General features: G+C 49.5%; 15 protein-coding genes. 8 read left to right on the top strand and 7 right to left on the bottom strand.

Annotated features, from left to right (window positions below; all coding sequences use genetic code 11):
- Nucleotides 1-51 precede the first annotated feature (51 nt).
- From MMIC_RS08475 to MMIC_RS08440, 8 genes are all read left to right on the top strand, one after another.
- Nucleotides 52-1,056 (top strand): prepilin-type N-terminal cleavage/methylation domain-containing protein, encoded by a 1,005-nt coding sequence (locus MMIC_RS08475; RefSeq protein ID WP_072660034.1) that lies wholly within the window; start codon nucleotides 52-54, stop codon nucleotides 1,054-1,056.
- Nucleotides 1,057-1,059: 3 nt separating this feature from the next.
- Entirely contained in the window at nucleotides 1,060-2,490 is a 1,431-nt protein-coding gene (locus MMIC_RS08470) for a PilN family protein (protein WP_072660033.1), read from the top strand.
- Nucleotides 2,487-3,149 (top strand): hypothetical protein, encoded by a 663-nt coding sequence (locus MMIC_RS08465; RefSeq protein WP_072660032.1) that lies wholly within the window; start codon nucleotides 2,487-2,489, stop codon nucleotides 3,147-3,149. Before MMIC_RS08470 ends, MMIC_RS08465 begins: the two co-directional genes overlap by 4 nt.
- The gene (locus MMIC_RS08460) at nucleotides 3,146-3,622 is read left to right on the top strand and encodes a hypothetical protein (protein ID WP_143144926.1); all 477 of its coding nucleotides are present in this window, start codon (nucleotides 3,146-3,148) and stop codon (nucleotides 3,620-3,622) included. Before MMIC_RS08465 ends, MMIC_RS08460 begins: the two co-directional genes overlap by 4 nt.
- Nucleotides 3,623-3,627: 5 nt before the next feature.
- The gene (mshL, locus tag MMIC_RS08455; RefSeq protein WP_072660030.1) at nucleotides 3,628-5,211 is read left to right on the top strand and encodes a pilus (MSHA type) biogenesis protein MshL; all 1,584 of its coding nucleotides are present in this window, start codon (nucleotides 3,628-3,630) and stop codon (nucleotides 5,209-5,211) included.
- The gene (locus MMIC_RS08450) at nucleotides 5,208-6,137 is read left to right on the top strand and encodes a tetratricopeptide repeat protein (protein ID WP_072660029.1); all 930 of its coding nucleotides are present in this window, start codon (nucleotides 5,208-5,210) and stop codon (nucleotides 6,135-6,137) included. Before mshL ends, MMIC_RS08450 begins: the two co-directional genes overlap by 4 nt.
- 126 nt (nucleotides 6,138-6,263) lie before the next feature.
- A complete protein-coding gene (locus MMIC_RS08445) occupies nucleotides 6,264-7,181 on the top strand; it encodes an ATP-binding cassette domain-containing protein (RefSeq protein WP_072660028.1) in 918 nt (305 codons plus the stop codon).
- On the top strand, nucleotides 7,178-7,954 hold the full coding sequence (locus tag MMIC_RS08440) for an ABC transporter permease (protein ID WP_072660027.1): 777 nt from the start codon (nucleotides 7,178-7,180) through the stop codon (nucleotides 7,952-7,954). Before MMIC_RS08445 ends, MMIC_RS08440 begins: the two co-directional genes overlap by 4 nt.
- A gap of 179 nt (nucleotides 7,955-8,133) precedes the next feature.
- Here the strand turns inward: MMIC_RS08440 and MMIC_RS12725 are convergent, their stop codons facing one another.
- From MMIC_RS12725 to MMIC_RS08410, 7 genes are all read right to left on the bottom strand, one after another.
- Nucleotides 8,134-8,298, bottom strand: coding sequence for a hypothetical protein (locus MMIC_RS12725; protein ID WP_171966486.1), 165 nt, complete (start codon nucleotides 8,296-8,298; stop codon nucleotides 8,134-8,136).
- 36 nt (nucleotides 8,299-8,334) lie between these two features.
- The gene (locus MMIC_RS08435) at nucleotides 8,335-9,792 is read right to left on the bottom strand and encodes an NAD(P)/FAD-dependent oxidoreductase (RefSeq protein WP_072660026.1); all 1,458 of its coding nucleotides are present in this window, start codon (nucleotides 9,790-9,792) and stop codon (nucleotides 8,335-8,337) included.
- 248 nt (nucleotides 9,793-10,040) lie between these two features.
- Nucleotides 10,041-10,418: a fluoride efflux transporter CrcB gene (gene crcB / locus MMIC_RS08430; protein ID WP_143144925.1), complete on the bottom strand. Its 378-nt coding sequence runs from the start codon at nucleotides 10,416-10,418 to the stop codon at nucleotides 10,041-10,043.
- Nucleotides 10,415-11,656, bottom strand: coding sequence for a replication-associated recombination protein A (locus MMIC_RS08425; protein WP_171966488.1), 1,242 nt, complete (start codon nucleotides 11,654-11,656; stop codon nucleotides 10,415-10,417). Before MMIC_RS08425 ends, crcB begins: the two co-directional genes overlap by 4 nt.
- A 75-nt stretch (nucleotides 11,657-11,731) precedes the next feature.
- The gene (locus MMIC_RS08420) at nucleotides 11,732-12,838 is read right to left on the bottom strand and encodes an OmpP1/FadL family transporter (RefSeq protein WP_072660024.1); all 1,107 of its coding nucleotides are present in this window, start codon (nucleotides 12,836-12,838) and stop codon (nucleotides 11,732-11,734) included.
- Between the two features lie 14 nt (nucleotides 12,839-12,852).
- A complete protein-coding gene (locus MMIC_RS08415) occupies nucleotides 12,853-13,521 on the bottom strand; it encodes a LolA family protein (protein WP_072660023.1) in 669 nt (222 codons plus the stop codon).
- The gene (locus MMIC_RS08410) at nucleotides 13,518-15,719 is read right to left on the bottom strand and encodes a DNA translocase FtsK (protein ID WP_072660022.1); all 2,202 of its coding nucleotides are present in this window, start codon (nucleotides 15,717-15,719) and stop codon (nucleotides 13,518-13,520) included. Before MMIC_RS08410 ends, MMIC_RS08415 begins: the two co-directional genes overlap by 4 nt.

Raw genomic sequence — 15,719 nt, 5'->3', positions numbered from 1 at the left:
ATGTCGCGCTTATTTCGATATATTTAAAGTAAGGTGGTGAGAGTTAAAGATATGACCAGATTCAATCGTGGCTTCACACTTATTGAGATGATCGGAGCACTGGCTATCATCTCAATTCTGGCCGCAATTATCGTACCCAATCTTATCTCGCGCGTTGAAAGCGTCAGCCTTAATGCCGAAAAAACCACACTTAAAAAACTGGCTCCTGTTCTTGAAGATTTTATGATAAGAACACACTCCATTCCTTCGGATGGACCTACAGACCCGTTAACTCTGATTCCTACAGGTAACTGGGCCTGGGCCCTGAGCACGCAGAGTGCTCTGCCAGCCCAACAAATCCTGGTCAACGAAATGGGTAGAGCCAGACAGTTCTTCATTGATCCCAATTACACCCTCACAATGCCTGCCCTGTTTCCAGAGTTTGTACCACCTGCCGCGCCTCCTGCTCAGGCACCTGCTGGCACACCACCATCCCTTTATGAACAAGGTGCCATTCCATTTGGTGGAACAAACAGGGTAAACCTTGCTACCCCTGCTCCCGTTGTTCCTATTACATCGCTTCGTGTCATGATTGTCTCTGATTTACGCAAAGCTGGTGCAACCCCGCTTGCTGCGTTGCCTACAGCTCTCACTGCTGCAAGTTTTGATGCCGTGTGGAATCAAACTATAGCGAATCCGATGCCTGAGAAGAATCCGGTTGGCGCTCTACCCGGAACAGGTATCGATACCGGTATTGTCATTCAGAGAATCAGCCTTGATCATCTCTTTCACCGCGTAACGATATCCAGCGACTACACTGGCGTGGCTCCACTGCCCGCCTATCAAATCGAGAGTTTTCTGCCACAAGCAGTACTACCTTCCAGACCAACTGCAGCATCCCCGCCCCCAGATTTGATCTATGAGCTTTATATCATGCATGGCACCAGATTCGCGACACATGCCCATGGCGCCATCGGCGGGCTCGGTTTCCTTCAGTTGATCAAGGGGCCTGAAACATTCCAGTACCCGGGTTTTGGGCTTAATCCTGCAGCCTTAACCTTCAAGTGGCAGCGATAACCCATGTTTAAAAGCAAAAGAAAGGATCGAAGACAGCCACTGAAGCGGCCTACCCTTGGTATCAGTTGGATACAGGGGGAGTTCCACGCGGTTTATTTTGACAACGGCATCTGCGCCTCCCGCTGGCAGAGTGAAGAGCGGGTCAGCACAACTCAGGACTTCAAAGCTGCCGCCTTAAAAGCAACCACACAACTCAAAGTGGCAGCGGGCAGTGATGTCGCCATGGTCTATGAATCCGACAATTTGGCGCATCCGTTTATTCAGGTACCACCGATGTCAAGCAAGGATCTACAATCCTTCCTCAAGCGTCGTGCACCACAGGAAAAAGCATTCTCAGAAGATGCGGCCTGGAGCTGGACACACACATTTGCAGCCAAAGAGGCTCAAGGCATCCTGCTACACTTGCTGCCAGAGTCTTTCCGTAAAGAGATTGTTCAGACGCTTGAAGATCTGAACCTGTATCCGAAATCATTCATGCCTCTCTCAGAGGTCATGGCTCAACACACCATGAGGCTATCTGTTGAAAAAACCGATGTGGTCGCCATGCTGGCAACCTTTTCCGGTGAAACAGATATCCTGATCACACGTGGTGATGGTGAAATTCTGTTTATTCGAGACCTGGGTTATAACTGGCAGGATAATATAGAAATCCTGGTCAGGGATATCGACCGATCCATTCTTTATGCCAAGCAGCAGTTCGGCGTTGCCGTAAACAAACTCTCTACCGCCGGAGATGGGTCCGGCGAGTTACACGAACAGCTGGAAAGTCGTATTAACCTGCCCATTCTTGCGGCCAGAAAAGATGATCACCATGCATTCTGCTGGGCGATGGATATTTGCAGACTACCTGCGCGCCGTACAAGTAACCTTGTTCCATCACATATTCAGCGCAGAAGAGTAGAAAAACATGCCCTTCGTTTAAGTGTCATGTTCGCTTCAGTACTCATGATATGCGCAGCCATTGTTGTGATACAAGTCGAAATCCTCGTATCCAACTCATCAGTAGTTCACGGTGCTAAAGAAAAACTGGCCGAATTAACTGCGGAAAGAAATCAGTGGGCTGATAAAATGCGCACCCTGGAAACATCCAAAAACCGACTGGCCCAACTGAACAACCCCAACGAAGCGACCTACCCCGTAAATTTCTTTGCCTATCTGGGTGATGTTATTCCTGCCGGCCTGATTCTTACCAAGGCCACTGTTACGCAAAAGGGTGATGTAAGAGAGTTCAGCATCAGTGGAAAGTCCAACAGTACCGCTGATTCTTCTATGATCATCAGAAATATGGAGAAAATTGAAGCTCAGCTTTCAGCACCACCACTGAATGCTCTCATGGATGATAGCTGGAAGAAATCACCGGATAAAGTTCTTGGACGCGGCAATAGCGAAGTGTTCAAGCGCCTGAGTTTCAAGCTTAATGGATACATGAAATGAGCGGCAAACAAGGTTTCATATCCCGGATGGAAGGTCCACTGGAGTTCATTACCACGCAACTCAAGCAAGGTTGGGCTGCACGCATCGTGCTGATTGCATTGATTCTGCTGAGTATTGGCGTGATCTGGTGGAGCATTAACGAACGCCTTGAACTGCTAAATGGTGCCAAGTCTATCAGCCAGCAACAGGAAACCATGCGGCGTGAAATAGACCATCTGCAGCTTAAGTGGTCTGCCCAGAACCATGAAAAAATTGCTGAAGATCTTGCTGCTGCCGAAAACAAGCTGATGCCGGACCAGAACAGTCTTGCCGAATGGCTGGAAAAATTCATTGCCAAGGCTCAGAAACAACGCATCAACCTGATTTATAATGTCGGCAGAGCCCACCCTACGCCGCAGAAACTTGGTAACGTTCACCTCGTTCCCATTCAGATCATCCTGCGCCCCTCCAGAGACCTGAATCAACGAAACGCTTATAAAAAGATTCTCGATTTTGCTAAAAGCATTACCAATAGTTCCTGGCGAATGGATGTGACAAGCGCATCAGTAACCGGTAGTTCAGACCAGCTTGATCAACTAGAAATGTATGTTGAAATGTGGATGCGAAGCACACCGCTCCAGATTGATAATATTGCAGCAATCAACAAAGGTCCTGCATGATGAGGGACCTATTACAGAAGCCTTGGTTTGTCGGCCTGTTATCAGTGATTGCGCTGATTATTGTTTACTTCAATGTTATTGACCCACTGATTGAGGACGGTTCATCTTCGTCTGTTGTGGCTGATATTTCCCCGACCCGGCCCTTTTCTTCTGAAACATCCGAAAGTATAGACACGAGCAAGATGAAGATGGTCAACTGGGATGCAATGGCCGTCATCTCACCGGACAGGAATCCTTTTTCTCCGATGAAAGCAGTCAGGCTTAAAAGCGGGAAACGTTGGATTAACTGGCCTGCAGTTTCTGCAATTGTTATTGGTTCTTCCGAGAAATTTGCTATCGTTAATGGCAATGTGGTTCAGGAAGGGCAGAAATCAGGGAAATTCAAGGTTATTAGCATTGCCGGCAATAGTGTGCGCCTTCGCTATGGTAATCGTGAAAAGACTTTGAAGGTTCATGCCAGGGGAGGCAAGTAGAGACAATGATATCTAAATGTAAGCAAAACAGACATGGTGGCGTACTGCAGACTGGTATCTTTCTGCTAGCTACCACCATGCTGCTCTCCTCATGTGTAACAACTGAAAGAACGGAAACACCTGCTAAACAAGCCAAGATGTCCGCAAGTAATGCAAAGGCAAGCATGTCCAGGTCCGTCAATCTTGGCTTGATAGACAGAATTGCACTACCTCAACGGGAAAGGATTTTGCCAGCTTCGGCCTCTGAAATGCTATACAGCTTTCAGGCTAAAAACATGAATGTTGTTGATGCACTTGCCCTGTTTGCTAAAGCGAACAGGCTCAACATCATAGCTGACAAAGATGTTACCGGCAGCGTCACTGTCAGTTTCCAGAATCTCCCCTTTGACCAGGCTATGGATTCTATTCTAGGCAGCCTCGGCCACTACTGGGAACAAAATGGCAATCTGATCAATGTGCATTATATCGAAAGCAAGCTTTTCACCATCAATTATATCCGTCTTGTACGCAGCGACAGCGGCAGTAATCAGGCCTCGGTTTCCTCCAGCTCATCAAATGGAACAGGTGGTAGTGCAAGTAGTGGCTCTGGTGGTCAATCCAGTGAATTCAAGCTTGAACACCAGGATAAAGTCGAATTCTGGGATGAACTTGAAAAACAACTGTCCGTCATGTCATCAAAAGCAGAAGGTGCCAGCATTATTGTCAACCGCATGTCCGGTACGGTTCAGGTAACCGACAAACATTCTCAGGTTATTCAGATCGGCCAGTTTATTAATCATATCAATCAGGCCATTCATCGCCAGATTGAAATCGAAGTGAAAATCGTAGAAGTGAACCTGAATGATGATTTTTCGCTTGGTATTGACTGGTCACGTGTTAATCCGGGTGACTGGGGTACGAATATCATCTTTAGCACGGCCAATGCAGTAACAGCTGCCGCTGGTGGCATTCCTGTACTTGGACAGACATTCGGTGCTACAGCAACACATAATGGCGCACAGGGTGACATCACATCGGTGATTACCGCGCTGAAGGAACAGGGGGATGTGCAAGTCGTTTCACAGCCGAAAATCCGAACTTTGAACAATCAGTCGGCCATGATCAAAGTCGGCACCGACCGCACCTTCTTCAGTAAAGAGGTAACTACCAATTCTACTGCTGCAGGCGCAATTGTTCTCTCTACTGATAAAAGTCAGGTGATTACTGAAGGCATCGTACTGGCAATTACACCACAGATTTCTGCAGATAACTGGGTGATGCTCGATATCTCCCCTGTTATTACCAGCGTTGCCAGCATTTCCGAAGTCAGGGATAATCTGGGTAATGTAACATCCAGTGCTCCAAACCTTGATATCAGACAGTCCTCATCGCTGGTTCGCGTACGTGATGGTCAAACCATTGTACTGGGCGGCCTGATTCAGGACATTGAATCTGAAACCAACCGAAAGGTTCCCGGGCTTGGTGACATCCCCGCACTTGGCATGGCTTTTTCCGGCAAATACACCGCCAAGAAAAAGAAAGAGCTGGTTATCTTTATGACGCCGCGTGTTGTTGATCCAACGAATGCGATCAAGGAGGCGAAGCTGTGAAAAAACAATATATCACAATCTGTGCAGCACTCTGCTGTCTGGGCTTCTCAACGCATGCAAATGCAAACGCTATGGACACCGAACTACTCTTTTCAACCAGCCTGAAAAGTGCCGGTGATGCCCTTCTGGAACTTACAACCCCTAAAGTAAATACCTCGGCAAGCTGGGATGTTGCGTCAAATGCTCCGGTGATGCTGACCATGACAGAAACCGCCCCACCAGTGATCCGTGAAAAATCAGCAGCTCAGGGTGATAAAACTTCAGCGCCGGTGTCCGGTTCAAACAAACCGGTTGCAACGATCGTTGAAACCCCTACTCCGGCAGCTGAAAAGAAAGCAGCAGAACCGATGGCCCCTGCAGTTCCAGCCCTCAGTTCTGAAGAACTGTTTACTGCCGCAAAAACAGCGCTGATGCAGGGTAATCGCAGCAAAGCGCTGGATCATCTGGCACAACTGCTCAGTGTTAATCCGGGGCATCGAGCGGCCCGTCTGATGTATGGCAAAGAATTGGTGCTCAATCATCAATATGCTGAAGCTTCTCTGGTATTACCCGAACTACTGAACAGCTCTTCTGACTGGCGCGCATGGTACTGGATGGGAACAGCTTCCCTGATGCGCGGTCAACTCAACGATGCTGAGAACTATCTCAGTGAGGCAATTGCCCGCAATGGTGAAGTAGCAGAACTCTGGGTTCAGCGTGCAATTATCGCGCAGGAAAACAATAATCATGAAACTGCACTGCAACTGTTGTCCATTGCCAAGGACCTGGATCCGGATATGCCCGAGGTCAGCCTGAACATTGGTTATTCGGCCGATGCTCTGGGCAATAAAAAACTGGCAAACCGGGCTTATGGTCATTTCCTGGTGCAGACCAACAGAAGCCCAAAACACATTAGGGTACGCCAGAAGGTCATTTCACTGTTCTAGAAACAGACTGAACACGTGAACAAAGACACAAAACACCGTCAGGCCTCTGGCGGTGTTTTTTTTATGCAGTCGTACGACAGAGATACTCTCCATTGAAGTTGAGCTCGTATACGAGAGAATAAAGCCATGAGTGATGCTGTAGTCCGTGCAACAGGTGTACGAAAATATTTCGGAGATCGCGAAGTGATCTGCGGAGTCGATTTCGATATCCGTCCGGGCATCTGCTTTGGCATCCTGGGTCCGAATGGTGCAGGAAAAACAACGCTGATGCGCATGCTTTTGGGGCTATCACCGGTCAGCGAAGGTCAATACAGCGTGTTCGGCCAATCCGTTGGCGATTCAGCTATTCACAGCCGAATAGGAGTAGTCCCGCAACAGGATAACCTCGACCCCGACTTCTCCGTGTCCCTGAACCTGAAAGTGTATGCGGGTTATTTTGGCATAAGCTACCGCGCAGCAGAAACACGTATTGCAGAACTGCTCGAATTCGCGGCTCTGGCAAGACGCAGCAGGGATCAGGTGTCCAGTCTCTCCGGTGGCATGCGCAGGCGACTGATGGTCGCGCGTAGCCTGATCAACAATCCCGACCTGATCGTGCTCGATGAACCGTCCACCGGCCTCGATCCGCAGGCACGCCATCTGATCTGGCAACGGTTACGTTCTCTGAAAAAACAGGGAAAAACGCTGATCCTGACAACTCACTATATGGAAGAAGCGGCAGAGTTATGTGATGAATTAATCATTCTTGATCGGGGCAGCATTCTCACCCGCGGCTCTCCACAGGACCTGATTGCCGAGCATGTCGAAGCTGAGGTTGTCGCAATACGTGGACTAAGCAATGAACTTGATGCCATCGAACTATGTGAAGGACTGGATATTCGACTCGATCATGTTGGAGACACATGGTTCTGCTACGGCCTTGATGCTCGCCCTCTGGTGGCTCGTTGTGCAGAACGCAATGACCTGACTTTTATTCATCGACCTGCGTCACTGGAAGATGTATTTCTAAAACTTACCGGTCGGGACATGAGGGAAGAGGCATGAATAGCCTTCAACTTTTTCCTTTGCATGTGTTGGCTGTATGGCGACGCAATTTTCTCGTCTGGAAAAAACTTGCCGGTGCTTCCATGCTGGGTAATTTCGGCGATCCATTTCTCTATCTGCTCGGTCTCGGTTACGGCCTCGGCCTGTATATCGGTGATATGAACGGCATTCCCTATATGGCATTTCTCGCCAGCGGCATTCTCTGCTCCAGCGCCATGAATACGGCAACCTTTGAGAGCCTTTATTCAGCCTTCACGCGCATGAATCAGCAGGGGACATGGGAAAGTATGCTTGCCACCCCTCTTCGCGTTCAGGAGATCATTGCAGGAGAACAGATGTGGGCAGCTACCAAAAGCCTGATCAGCGGCTCAGCCATCTTTGTGGTTGCAGGTCTGCTCGGTGGTATTCAGCAGTGGGACACTGCCCTGCTGGCACTGCCGGTCATCTTCCTGATCGGGCTTGCCTTTGCCGGCCCCGCTCTGGCCTTCTGCGCCATTTCACCCAGCTATGATTTCTTCCTGTACTATTTCACTCTGGCAGTTACACCGATGTTCCTCTTCTGCGGCGTCTTTTATCCGATTGATACTCTGCCCGCTTTCGCCCAGATGGTAGCGCAAGTTTTGCCGCTGACACATGCCGTTGCACTGATTCGTCCACTTCTGACCGAAATGCCATTAACCCTGCCGTGGCTGCATGTCGGGGTCCTTGCACTATATGCGCTAGCCGGTTTTACGCTTGCTGCACACCTTGCAAGCCGTCGCCTGCTACGATGAAATGACACACAGAAGAGACTTAGATCAAAGTATCATGAGCGAAATCTGTGATAATAAATTGAATATAAAAAACTGAACTGCCAGCGATTCAGTTTCCCGAAACTCCTCCGTGAGCAAAAAAGCCCCCTGCATGCGCAGAGGGCTTTGGTATTTCTCATGCCATTAGTAAGCAGTGCTTATTAATGGTGCGATTTCGACATCAGTTTGAGCATTTTCAAATTGATAACGATAAAACGGATACCCTGCCAGATCAGTGATGTACGCATATATTTGGTCCAGCCGGTTGGGGCCGGTGGATAATATGCCTGCTGGTAAGGCTCCTTATTGGTAACTTTGTTTGCCATGTCTTGCTCCTCAGAAATTCTAGATATTTAGTTCGATTAATCTGGTAGCACTGACCAGCCCGGTTTCAGTTTCGCCTGATAGATGAATGTATGATGCAGAATATATTTCATCCAGTGACCAGCCAAACCGATTTCACCGGTCGTCAACTCAATATCACGACCATGTTCCGGGTATTTCTCGAAATCCGGCACTACCGGGAACACTGTCATGGTTGCCGCAGTACCCTTAAACACATGTGATCCGGTTGATGCAACACAGGCCGCGCCCATTTCCGCCATGGATGCCGAATGGGTCGGTTCAGCAGCACCATTCACCATATCGCGGATACTCATCGCCACAGCTTTCGCCATGGTTGCTGATGGCATACCTGTTCTTGGAGGTGTTGGATTGATCGCCGTACCATTGCTACTCTGCATCGGTTTACTGATCGGATGTGGTGGCGCGAAAGCAATGCCGACTGCAAATACATTTTTATATTTTGGCGTCTGGTATTTCCTTGGCCAGTCTTTTGCACTCCATTCTGCATAAGGACGCGGTGTATAATCGGCATCTACCTTCATGAAACCGTTAGGTGCAAACACTTCACTGGTGATATCTTCACCGGCTTTATCAAATGCCTGCAAACCAACACCTGCAAATGGTGGAATCAGCATAGAGAAATCGAATGCCTGCTCATGGAACTCGCCATCCAATGTTTCGTAATGGATCAGGCCGGCTTCGACCTTCTTCACGTGAGCACGTGTAATCCATTCGATACCACGCTCAACCATCAGCGACTCTGCAAATGTTTTGCCATTGGTCACATAACCGCCGCGCTTGATGTGCACGCCACCCATACCGAAATCGCCGAGTTCATACTCATTACTGATCCAGACGATGCGAGCCATATCGCGGACGCCGGCTTCGCGCAGAATATGATCGACATTATAGATGTATTCGAAAGCAGCGCCCTGACAGGTACACATGCCGTGACCTGTACCAACAACCAGCGTGCAGTGTTCTCCGTTCTGCATTCTGTCGATCACGACCTGCAGTTTTTCGTTGGCTTCCAGTGCATGACCAGCTGTGCACACTGATACTGTATGCCCGTGATCCGGCCCCAGTCCTTCAGTGGCAGCAAAATTCAATTTTGGCCCTGTAGCATTAATCAGATAATCGTATTCAATATTTTCCTGCTCACCGGCGCGGCCTTCAAGCGTGTATTCAACAGTGATAAACGCCTTGTCACTATCTGCACTGCCTTCCGGATTAATAGATAAACCCTTGGCCTGACGGAAGTCCACATTGGTTTTGTTATAAACTTCAGCGAGATCAAAAGTCACCTCTTCTTCGCTCATCTGGCCAACGCCCACCCAGATATTGGATGGAATCCAGTTCCATTTGGCATTAGGAGAAACAACAATGATTTCATGTTTCTTTCCTAACCACTTATCAAGATATCTGGCAGCTGTATGGCCTGATATGCCAGCACCTAAAATTACGATTCGAGACATGTTTACTCCCTTTGCGTTATTACAAACAGTTTCTTTTTCAATTTAAAGATTAGGGCGTGAATATATTATAATATGATTATGTGTCAAGCGACAATTTGTCACATTGACTGACATGCTCAATCAAGCTGAATAAATATATGTTCCCGGAAACTGTTAACAGTTGGTGGGGTAACACCATATCGACCTATCACAACCATTACGAAAAACAGGCATGGGTTGAAAAAAGAGGAGTAGAATGCAGCCTCTAACTAAAGCGTTCGGGCGAGCTGAATTCCCAGCCAGGTTAATGTCAGGCAGATGATGACCTGACCAAGGACATTGCCGAAAGCCAGAGCTAAAGCCCCCTCCTGTAGCAAACGTATAGACTCCAGTGAATAGGTGGAAAAAGTGGTGAAAGCACCGAGAAAACCGACCGTGAGCGCAAGCCGGACCAATTCACTGGCTGTGGAGCGCTCAATCAGCCATACAAACAGGAATCCGAGCAGAAAACTACCGATAGCATTCACTGCAAAAGTGCCCCAGGGGAAACCACCACCAGCCATCTTCTGGATACCGGATGCCATCAGCCAGCGCATAACCGCCCCGGCAGCGCCGCCAATCGCCACGGCTAATAGTTGACCTGTCACGACTGACCACCTCTGCCCTTCTTCTCATTCAGCCACTGAATACGTTCCTTGAGCGTGCGCTCAAAACCCCTATCCACCGGCTGGTATAACTCGGCTTGAACACCATCCGGAAGATGCTGCTGATTCACCACGCCATCTACTGCATGGTGCGCATACTGATAACCATCCCCATGCCCCAGCTGTTTCATCAGCTTGGTAGGCGCATTTTTAAGAAGTCTGGGCACATCCGTATGCTGGGTCTGTTTCGCCAGCTTTCTGGCAGACTTTTCAGCCACATAAGCCGCATTACTCTTTGGTGCCAGTGCCAGATAGATCGCCGTTTCAAACAGCCCCTGTTCCCCTTCCGGTGATCCCAGTATCTCAAACATACGATGTGCATCCAGTGCAATATTCAGTGCTTTAGGGTCGGCGAGTCCAATATCTTCGGTTGCCATGCGAATCAGACGCCGTGAAATATACAGCGGCTGCTCTCCGGCTTCGAGCATGCGGGCAAGCCAGTACACAGCGGCATCAGCATCTGAATCGCGCACGCATTTGTGTAGCGCGGAAATCAAATCAAAGTGGGCATCACCATCCCTGTCATAGCGGGCAGCTCTGCGCAGACTCTGCTTCTGAACCGCATCAGCAGACCACTGTTTATGCGCATCGGCCTCAAACAGACTCTCAAGCGCATTCAAAGCATACCGCGCATCACCATCACAGCTTTCTGCCAGCCATTGCAGTGCATCTGCATCGACTGCAAAAGCAGCAGACTGTTGTTGAAGATGCTTGCATGCACGATTGAGAATTGATTCTATGTCAGCAGCTTCAAGCGCCTGTAGCACAATCATGCGACAGCGCGAAAGCAGCGCGTTATTCAGGGAAAACGAAGGGTTCTCGGTTGTAGCTCCAACCAGTACCAGCGTACCATCCTCAATATAGGGAAGCAGTACATCCTGTTGGGCTTTATTGAAACGGTGAATCTCATCGAGGAACAGCAGCCAGGTCTTGCCCTGTTGTTTGGCTTGTTTTACCACAGCCTGAACTTCTGCCTTACCGGCTGAAACTGCGGACAAATGACTGAATGGCAAACCGGCTGCATCGGCCATCATGGTTGCCAGTGTGGTTTTCCCCACCCCGGGAGGCCCCCAGAATATACATGATATAGCCCTGCCCTCTGCCATCATGGCAGCAAACCAGGAGTCTTTATCGGTTAATTCAGATTGACCAGCTACATCCTGCAACTGTGTTGGCCGCATACGATGTGCAAGCGGCGCATTAATCTCGCTCACTCTCTCTTCAAGAAAGGAAACTTGTCTGATCACCCAGTCCGACTACTCAAAACGGGAAGAAACAGACATGGAGAGGAACTGCCTGCGATCACGATAGGTACCTGCAAAAGCATCTGTTGCAGTACGTTTGGTATAATAGGTATAACTGTAAGCAACATCGAAATGTAAACCGGAATAATCCCCGCCGGCACCGACAGTAAGCTGATGCCCATCCTGATCAGCGAGAACCGGATTGAAACCTGCTGCTTTGTTGGCCCCCTGATCATAGGCATACCCGGCGCGGATCTGGGAGTTTGGACGCCATGTCCAGGTTAATCCTGCCATGACAGTGATGGTATCTTTAAGATTCAGATTATTGGTCTGCGGATTTAAACCAACCACGTTTAAGTTCTTCAGACTCGACCAGCGTGTCCACTTGGCATCGAGTTCCAAACGCCAGACATCGGCAAAATCATGTGCAACACCTGCGCTTACTTCATCCGGTAGTTTGAATGAAAGTTTGTTATTTGTACCACCGGAAATAGTAATTTTACTACCCGATCTGACCATCAGCCCCGTACTCCAGGCAGGCATGGGGTTCCATTTCACCGATACATGACCCCCAAAGCTACCCCAGTCATTTCCCTTGAATGAATTCACCCCTTGCGAAAAATTGACACGCGTGAAATACCAGTCACCACCAAAGCCAACAGCCAGAGAACTGTTCACAGCATAAACGGCATCGAATGTGGTACGATCAACATTGATCTTGCTTACACCGGCCGTTGGGAACGCCAGACTCCACTCATTATTCACCTGATAAAGCGGCGCAAATCCAATACCTGCTGCCCATGAGCTGTCCAGAGGGGCCCAACTGGCATAAATGGATCCTCCAAACGCTTCCGAACCCTCATTGGGTCCGATGCCACCAGCCAGTTTAACGGAAGAGTCACGGTAAGGGTCGCTGAAACCACCAAGCACTGACACGCCGGACTGCCAGGCTATACCTGCCGGGTTATATGCAAGCGCCGATGCATCATTGGCTGTAGCCACAAATGCATTGGCAACCCCTAAACCTGATGCGGACTGAACAGGCTGGGGCATGCCACCGGCAAAGGCAGTAGTTGATGCCAACAACATGCTGACTGTAACACTCAAAATACGTTTCATAGTTTTCCCTTCATTTACTTACTGGAGCGCATATCAAGCACGTCCACGCCATCCGGCGGCGTAAAACTAAATAGATTTTCACTCGGCGCAATGTATGAGCATTTTGACAGACTCATGCGATTTCGATTGCCCAGCAAATCTTGCCGTTCGATTGAAATCAGATCACCGTGCCTGGAAAAACCCAGCCAAACAGGCTCAGAACCTTTAATGCTTACCTGATACCGTCTTGTTTGCTGGCCGGAAGCGTTTTCTTTCTGCAATACCTTCAGGTCTGCAGTTGAAATGCGTCCATCGAGAAGTTTCATCACAGCAGGGTCAACAGCTTCCAGATTATCCAGCCGTTCAGCCTGCATCAGATCGGGCTCATAATGCCAGATGCCATATCCGTCACTGATATAAAACTGTTCATAAGGTTTCTCGTACTGCCAGCGAAAACGTTTTGGTTTGAGTACGGCCAGATCACCTGAATAACGCTGACCTCCACCATCGGTAAACACCATCATCTGATCAAAGTGACACTGAAAACCCGGCAGGGCAGCCATACGCTCAATACTCTTTTTAAAGAAATCGCCCTGCTCATTCTCATGACCATCCAATGGCCAAACCTGCTCAACCTTGGCCGCGTCAGCAGAGCCAACAGCCAAACCGATGCAAGCAAGCAACATCATCACAGCACGTTTCATTCGATGACACCTCCACCATCGTCAGCGGACCTGACATTCACTTTTCGGATGCCACCGGAGCCCGGGGCCGTAACCAGTCCTTCACGTTCCATTTGCTCGACCAGTCGACTCGCGCGGTTATAACCGATGCGCAGATAGCGCTGAACCATGGAGACTGAGCACTGGCCCTTTTCAATCACCAGTTGCGCAGCTTCATCATATTTTTCATCCTGATCTTCGCCGCCCTGCCCTGCTCCTGCAGCACCATCAGCAGCAGGCGGTGCTTCAAAGACCTCTTCACGGTAATCCGGCTCGCCCTGCCCTTTCAAGTGCTCGACGATATCAATCACCTCGCGATCCGATACGAATGCACCATGCACGCGTTTGAGATCCCTGCCACCACTGAGAAACAGGCTGTCACCCATGCCAAGAAGCTGTTCGGCCCCCATCTGATCAAGAATCGTGCGTGAATCGATCTTGGATGAAACCTGAAACGACAAGCGACTGGGTAGATTGGCTTTGATCAGGCCGGTAATCACATCCACACTGGGCCTCTGGGTCGCCAGAATCAGATGCAATCCGGCCGCCCTGGCTTTCTGGGCAATACGACAGATGGCCTGCTCCACTTCCTTACCCGCCACCATCATCAGATCTGCCAGTTCATCAATAACAATGACGATATACGGCAGTCGCTCTCCATCTTCCAGTTTGTCAGCTGCCTTATTGTATCCGTCGATATTACGTACCTTTGCTTCGCTCATCAGATGATAGCGCCGCTCCATCTCATACACGGCCCAGGCAAGTGCTTTAGCTGCCTTGTGAGGATTGGTCACAACAGGAACCAGAAGATGCGGAATATCATCGTAGACAGACAATTCCAGCATTTTCGGATCGACCATGATCATGCGCAGCTCTTTCGGCGTTTTGGTCATCAGCATGGAACAGATCATGGCATTGATGGCCACCGACTTACCCGAACCGGTTGTTCCTGCCACAAGCAGATGCGGCATCTTCGCCAGATCCGTGACAACAGGCTGACCACCGATATCAACACCCAGTGCCAAAGGCAGTATATTACGTTTATCGGAAAATTGTTTGCTGGCAAATACCTGATGAACCAGCACGCTTTCACGCTCTTCATTGGGAAGCTCGATGCCGATCACGCTCTTACCGGGAATATTACCAGCCACACGCACGCTGATTGCAGCCATGGAACGCGCCAAATCATCCTGAAGTGCAACAATACGATTCACCTTGGTGCCGGGTGAAGGCTCCAGTTCAAACTGGGTGACCACCGGCCCCGGATGCACTGCAACCACCTGGCCTTCAACACGATAATCCAGCAGTTTCTTTTCCAGCATGCGGGCAATCGCCTGCAATGCTGCGGGCTGATGCTCCTTCTGTGGCCCCTGACCACGATCAAACAGGTTCAGTGATGGCAGCCTGAATCCCGATGCGGAAGGTTCGTTGAATGCAAGCTCTGTCTGCTGCTCTTTCTGTGCACGTCGTGAAACTTTCACCTTCACAGGTTTGGCCACATCGGCTTTTGACTTGGCGATATGCTCAGGACGCTTTTTGCGTATCTCTTTGCGCACCTCTTTAGCTTCGATGCGATCTTTACGATCCACTGCCTTATTAAACAGTGCTTTAAGCACATCTATCAGATAATAAACAGCCAGCATGAACCAGGCATATAACTTTTGCAGCAATGCCAGCAACGACCAGTGCGTAGCAGCAACGAGTCCGCTTAAAATCAATGTGATTAACAGGATATCGCGCCCTAAACCACGTAGCGGCTGACTTAATGTACTGTCCAGCATGAGCCCGATGGCTCCGCCTGTACCAGCGGGAAGTGAAAGCGGATCGGCTGCACTTCCGCTAACCAGATGTGCCTGCATCAAAGTGGCAAAGGCCAGAACCACCGGCAACCAGAACAGAGAGCTCCAACCGCCGAGATAAGGCTGTCTTCCCCAGGCCATACGCAGTGCCACAGTGGAAATCAGAGCCACCCACAACCAGCTGGCATAACCGAACAGCTGATAAAGAAAATCAGAAACATAAGCCCCGGCACTACCAATCAGATTCTGAACGTCAGCATCGGTCTGATGATTCAGGGAAGGGTCAGCCGGTGTGAAGCTGTACATAGCCAGAGCCAGAACGATGACGCAACCAAATAGCAGTAACGCCAGAGATTCACGAATTATGAGACGGACATCCAC

The sequence above is a fragment of the Mariprofundus micogutta genome (assembly GCF_001895085.1).
GTDB classification, from domain to species: domain Bacteria; phylum Pseudomonadota; class Zetaproteobacteria; order Mariprofundales; family Mariprofundaceae; genus Mariprofundus; species Mariprofundus micogutta.
The sequence above is the reverse complement of the archived record's forward strand: the minus strand, read 5'-3'. Positions and strand labels throughout refer to the sequence as shown.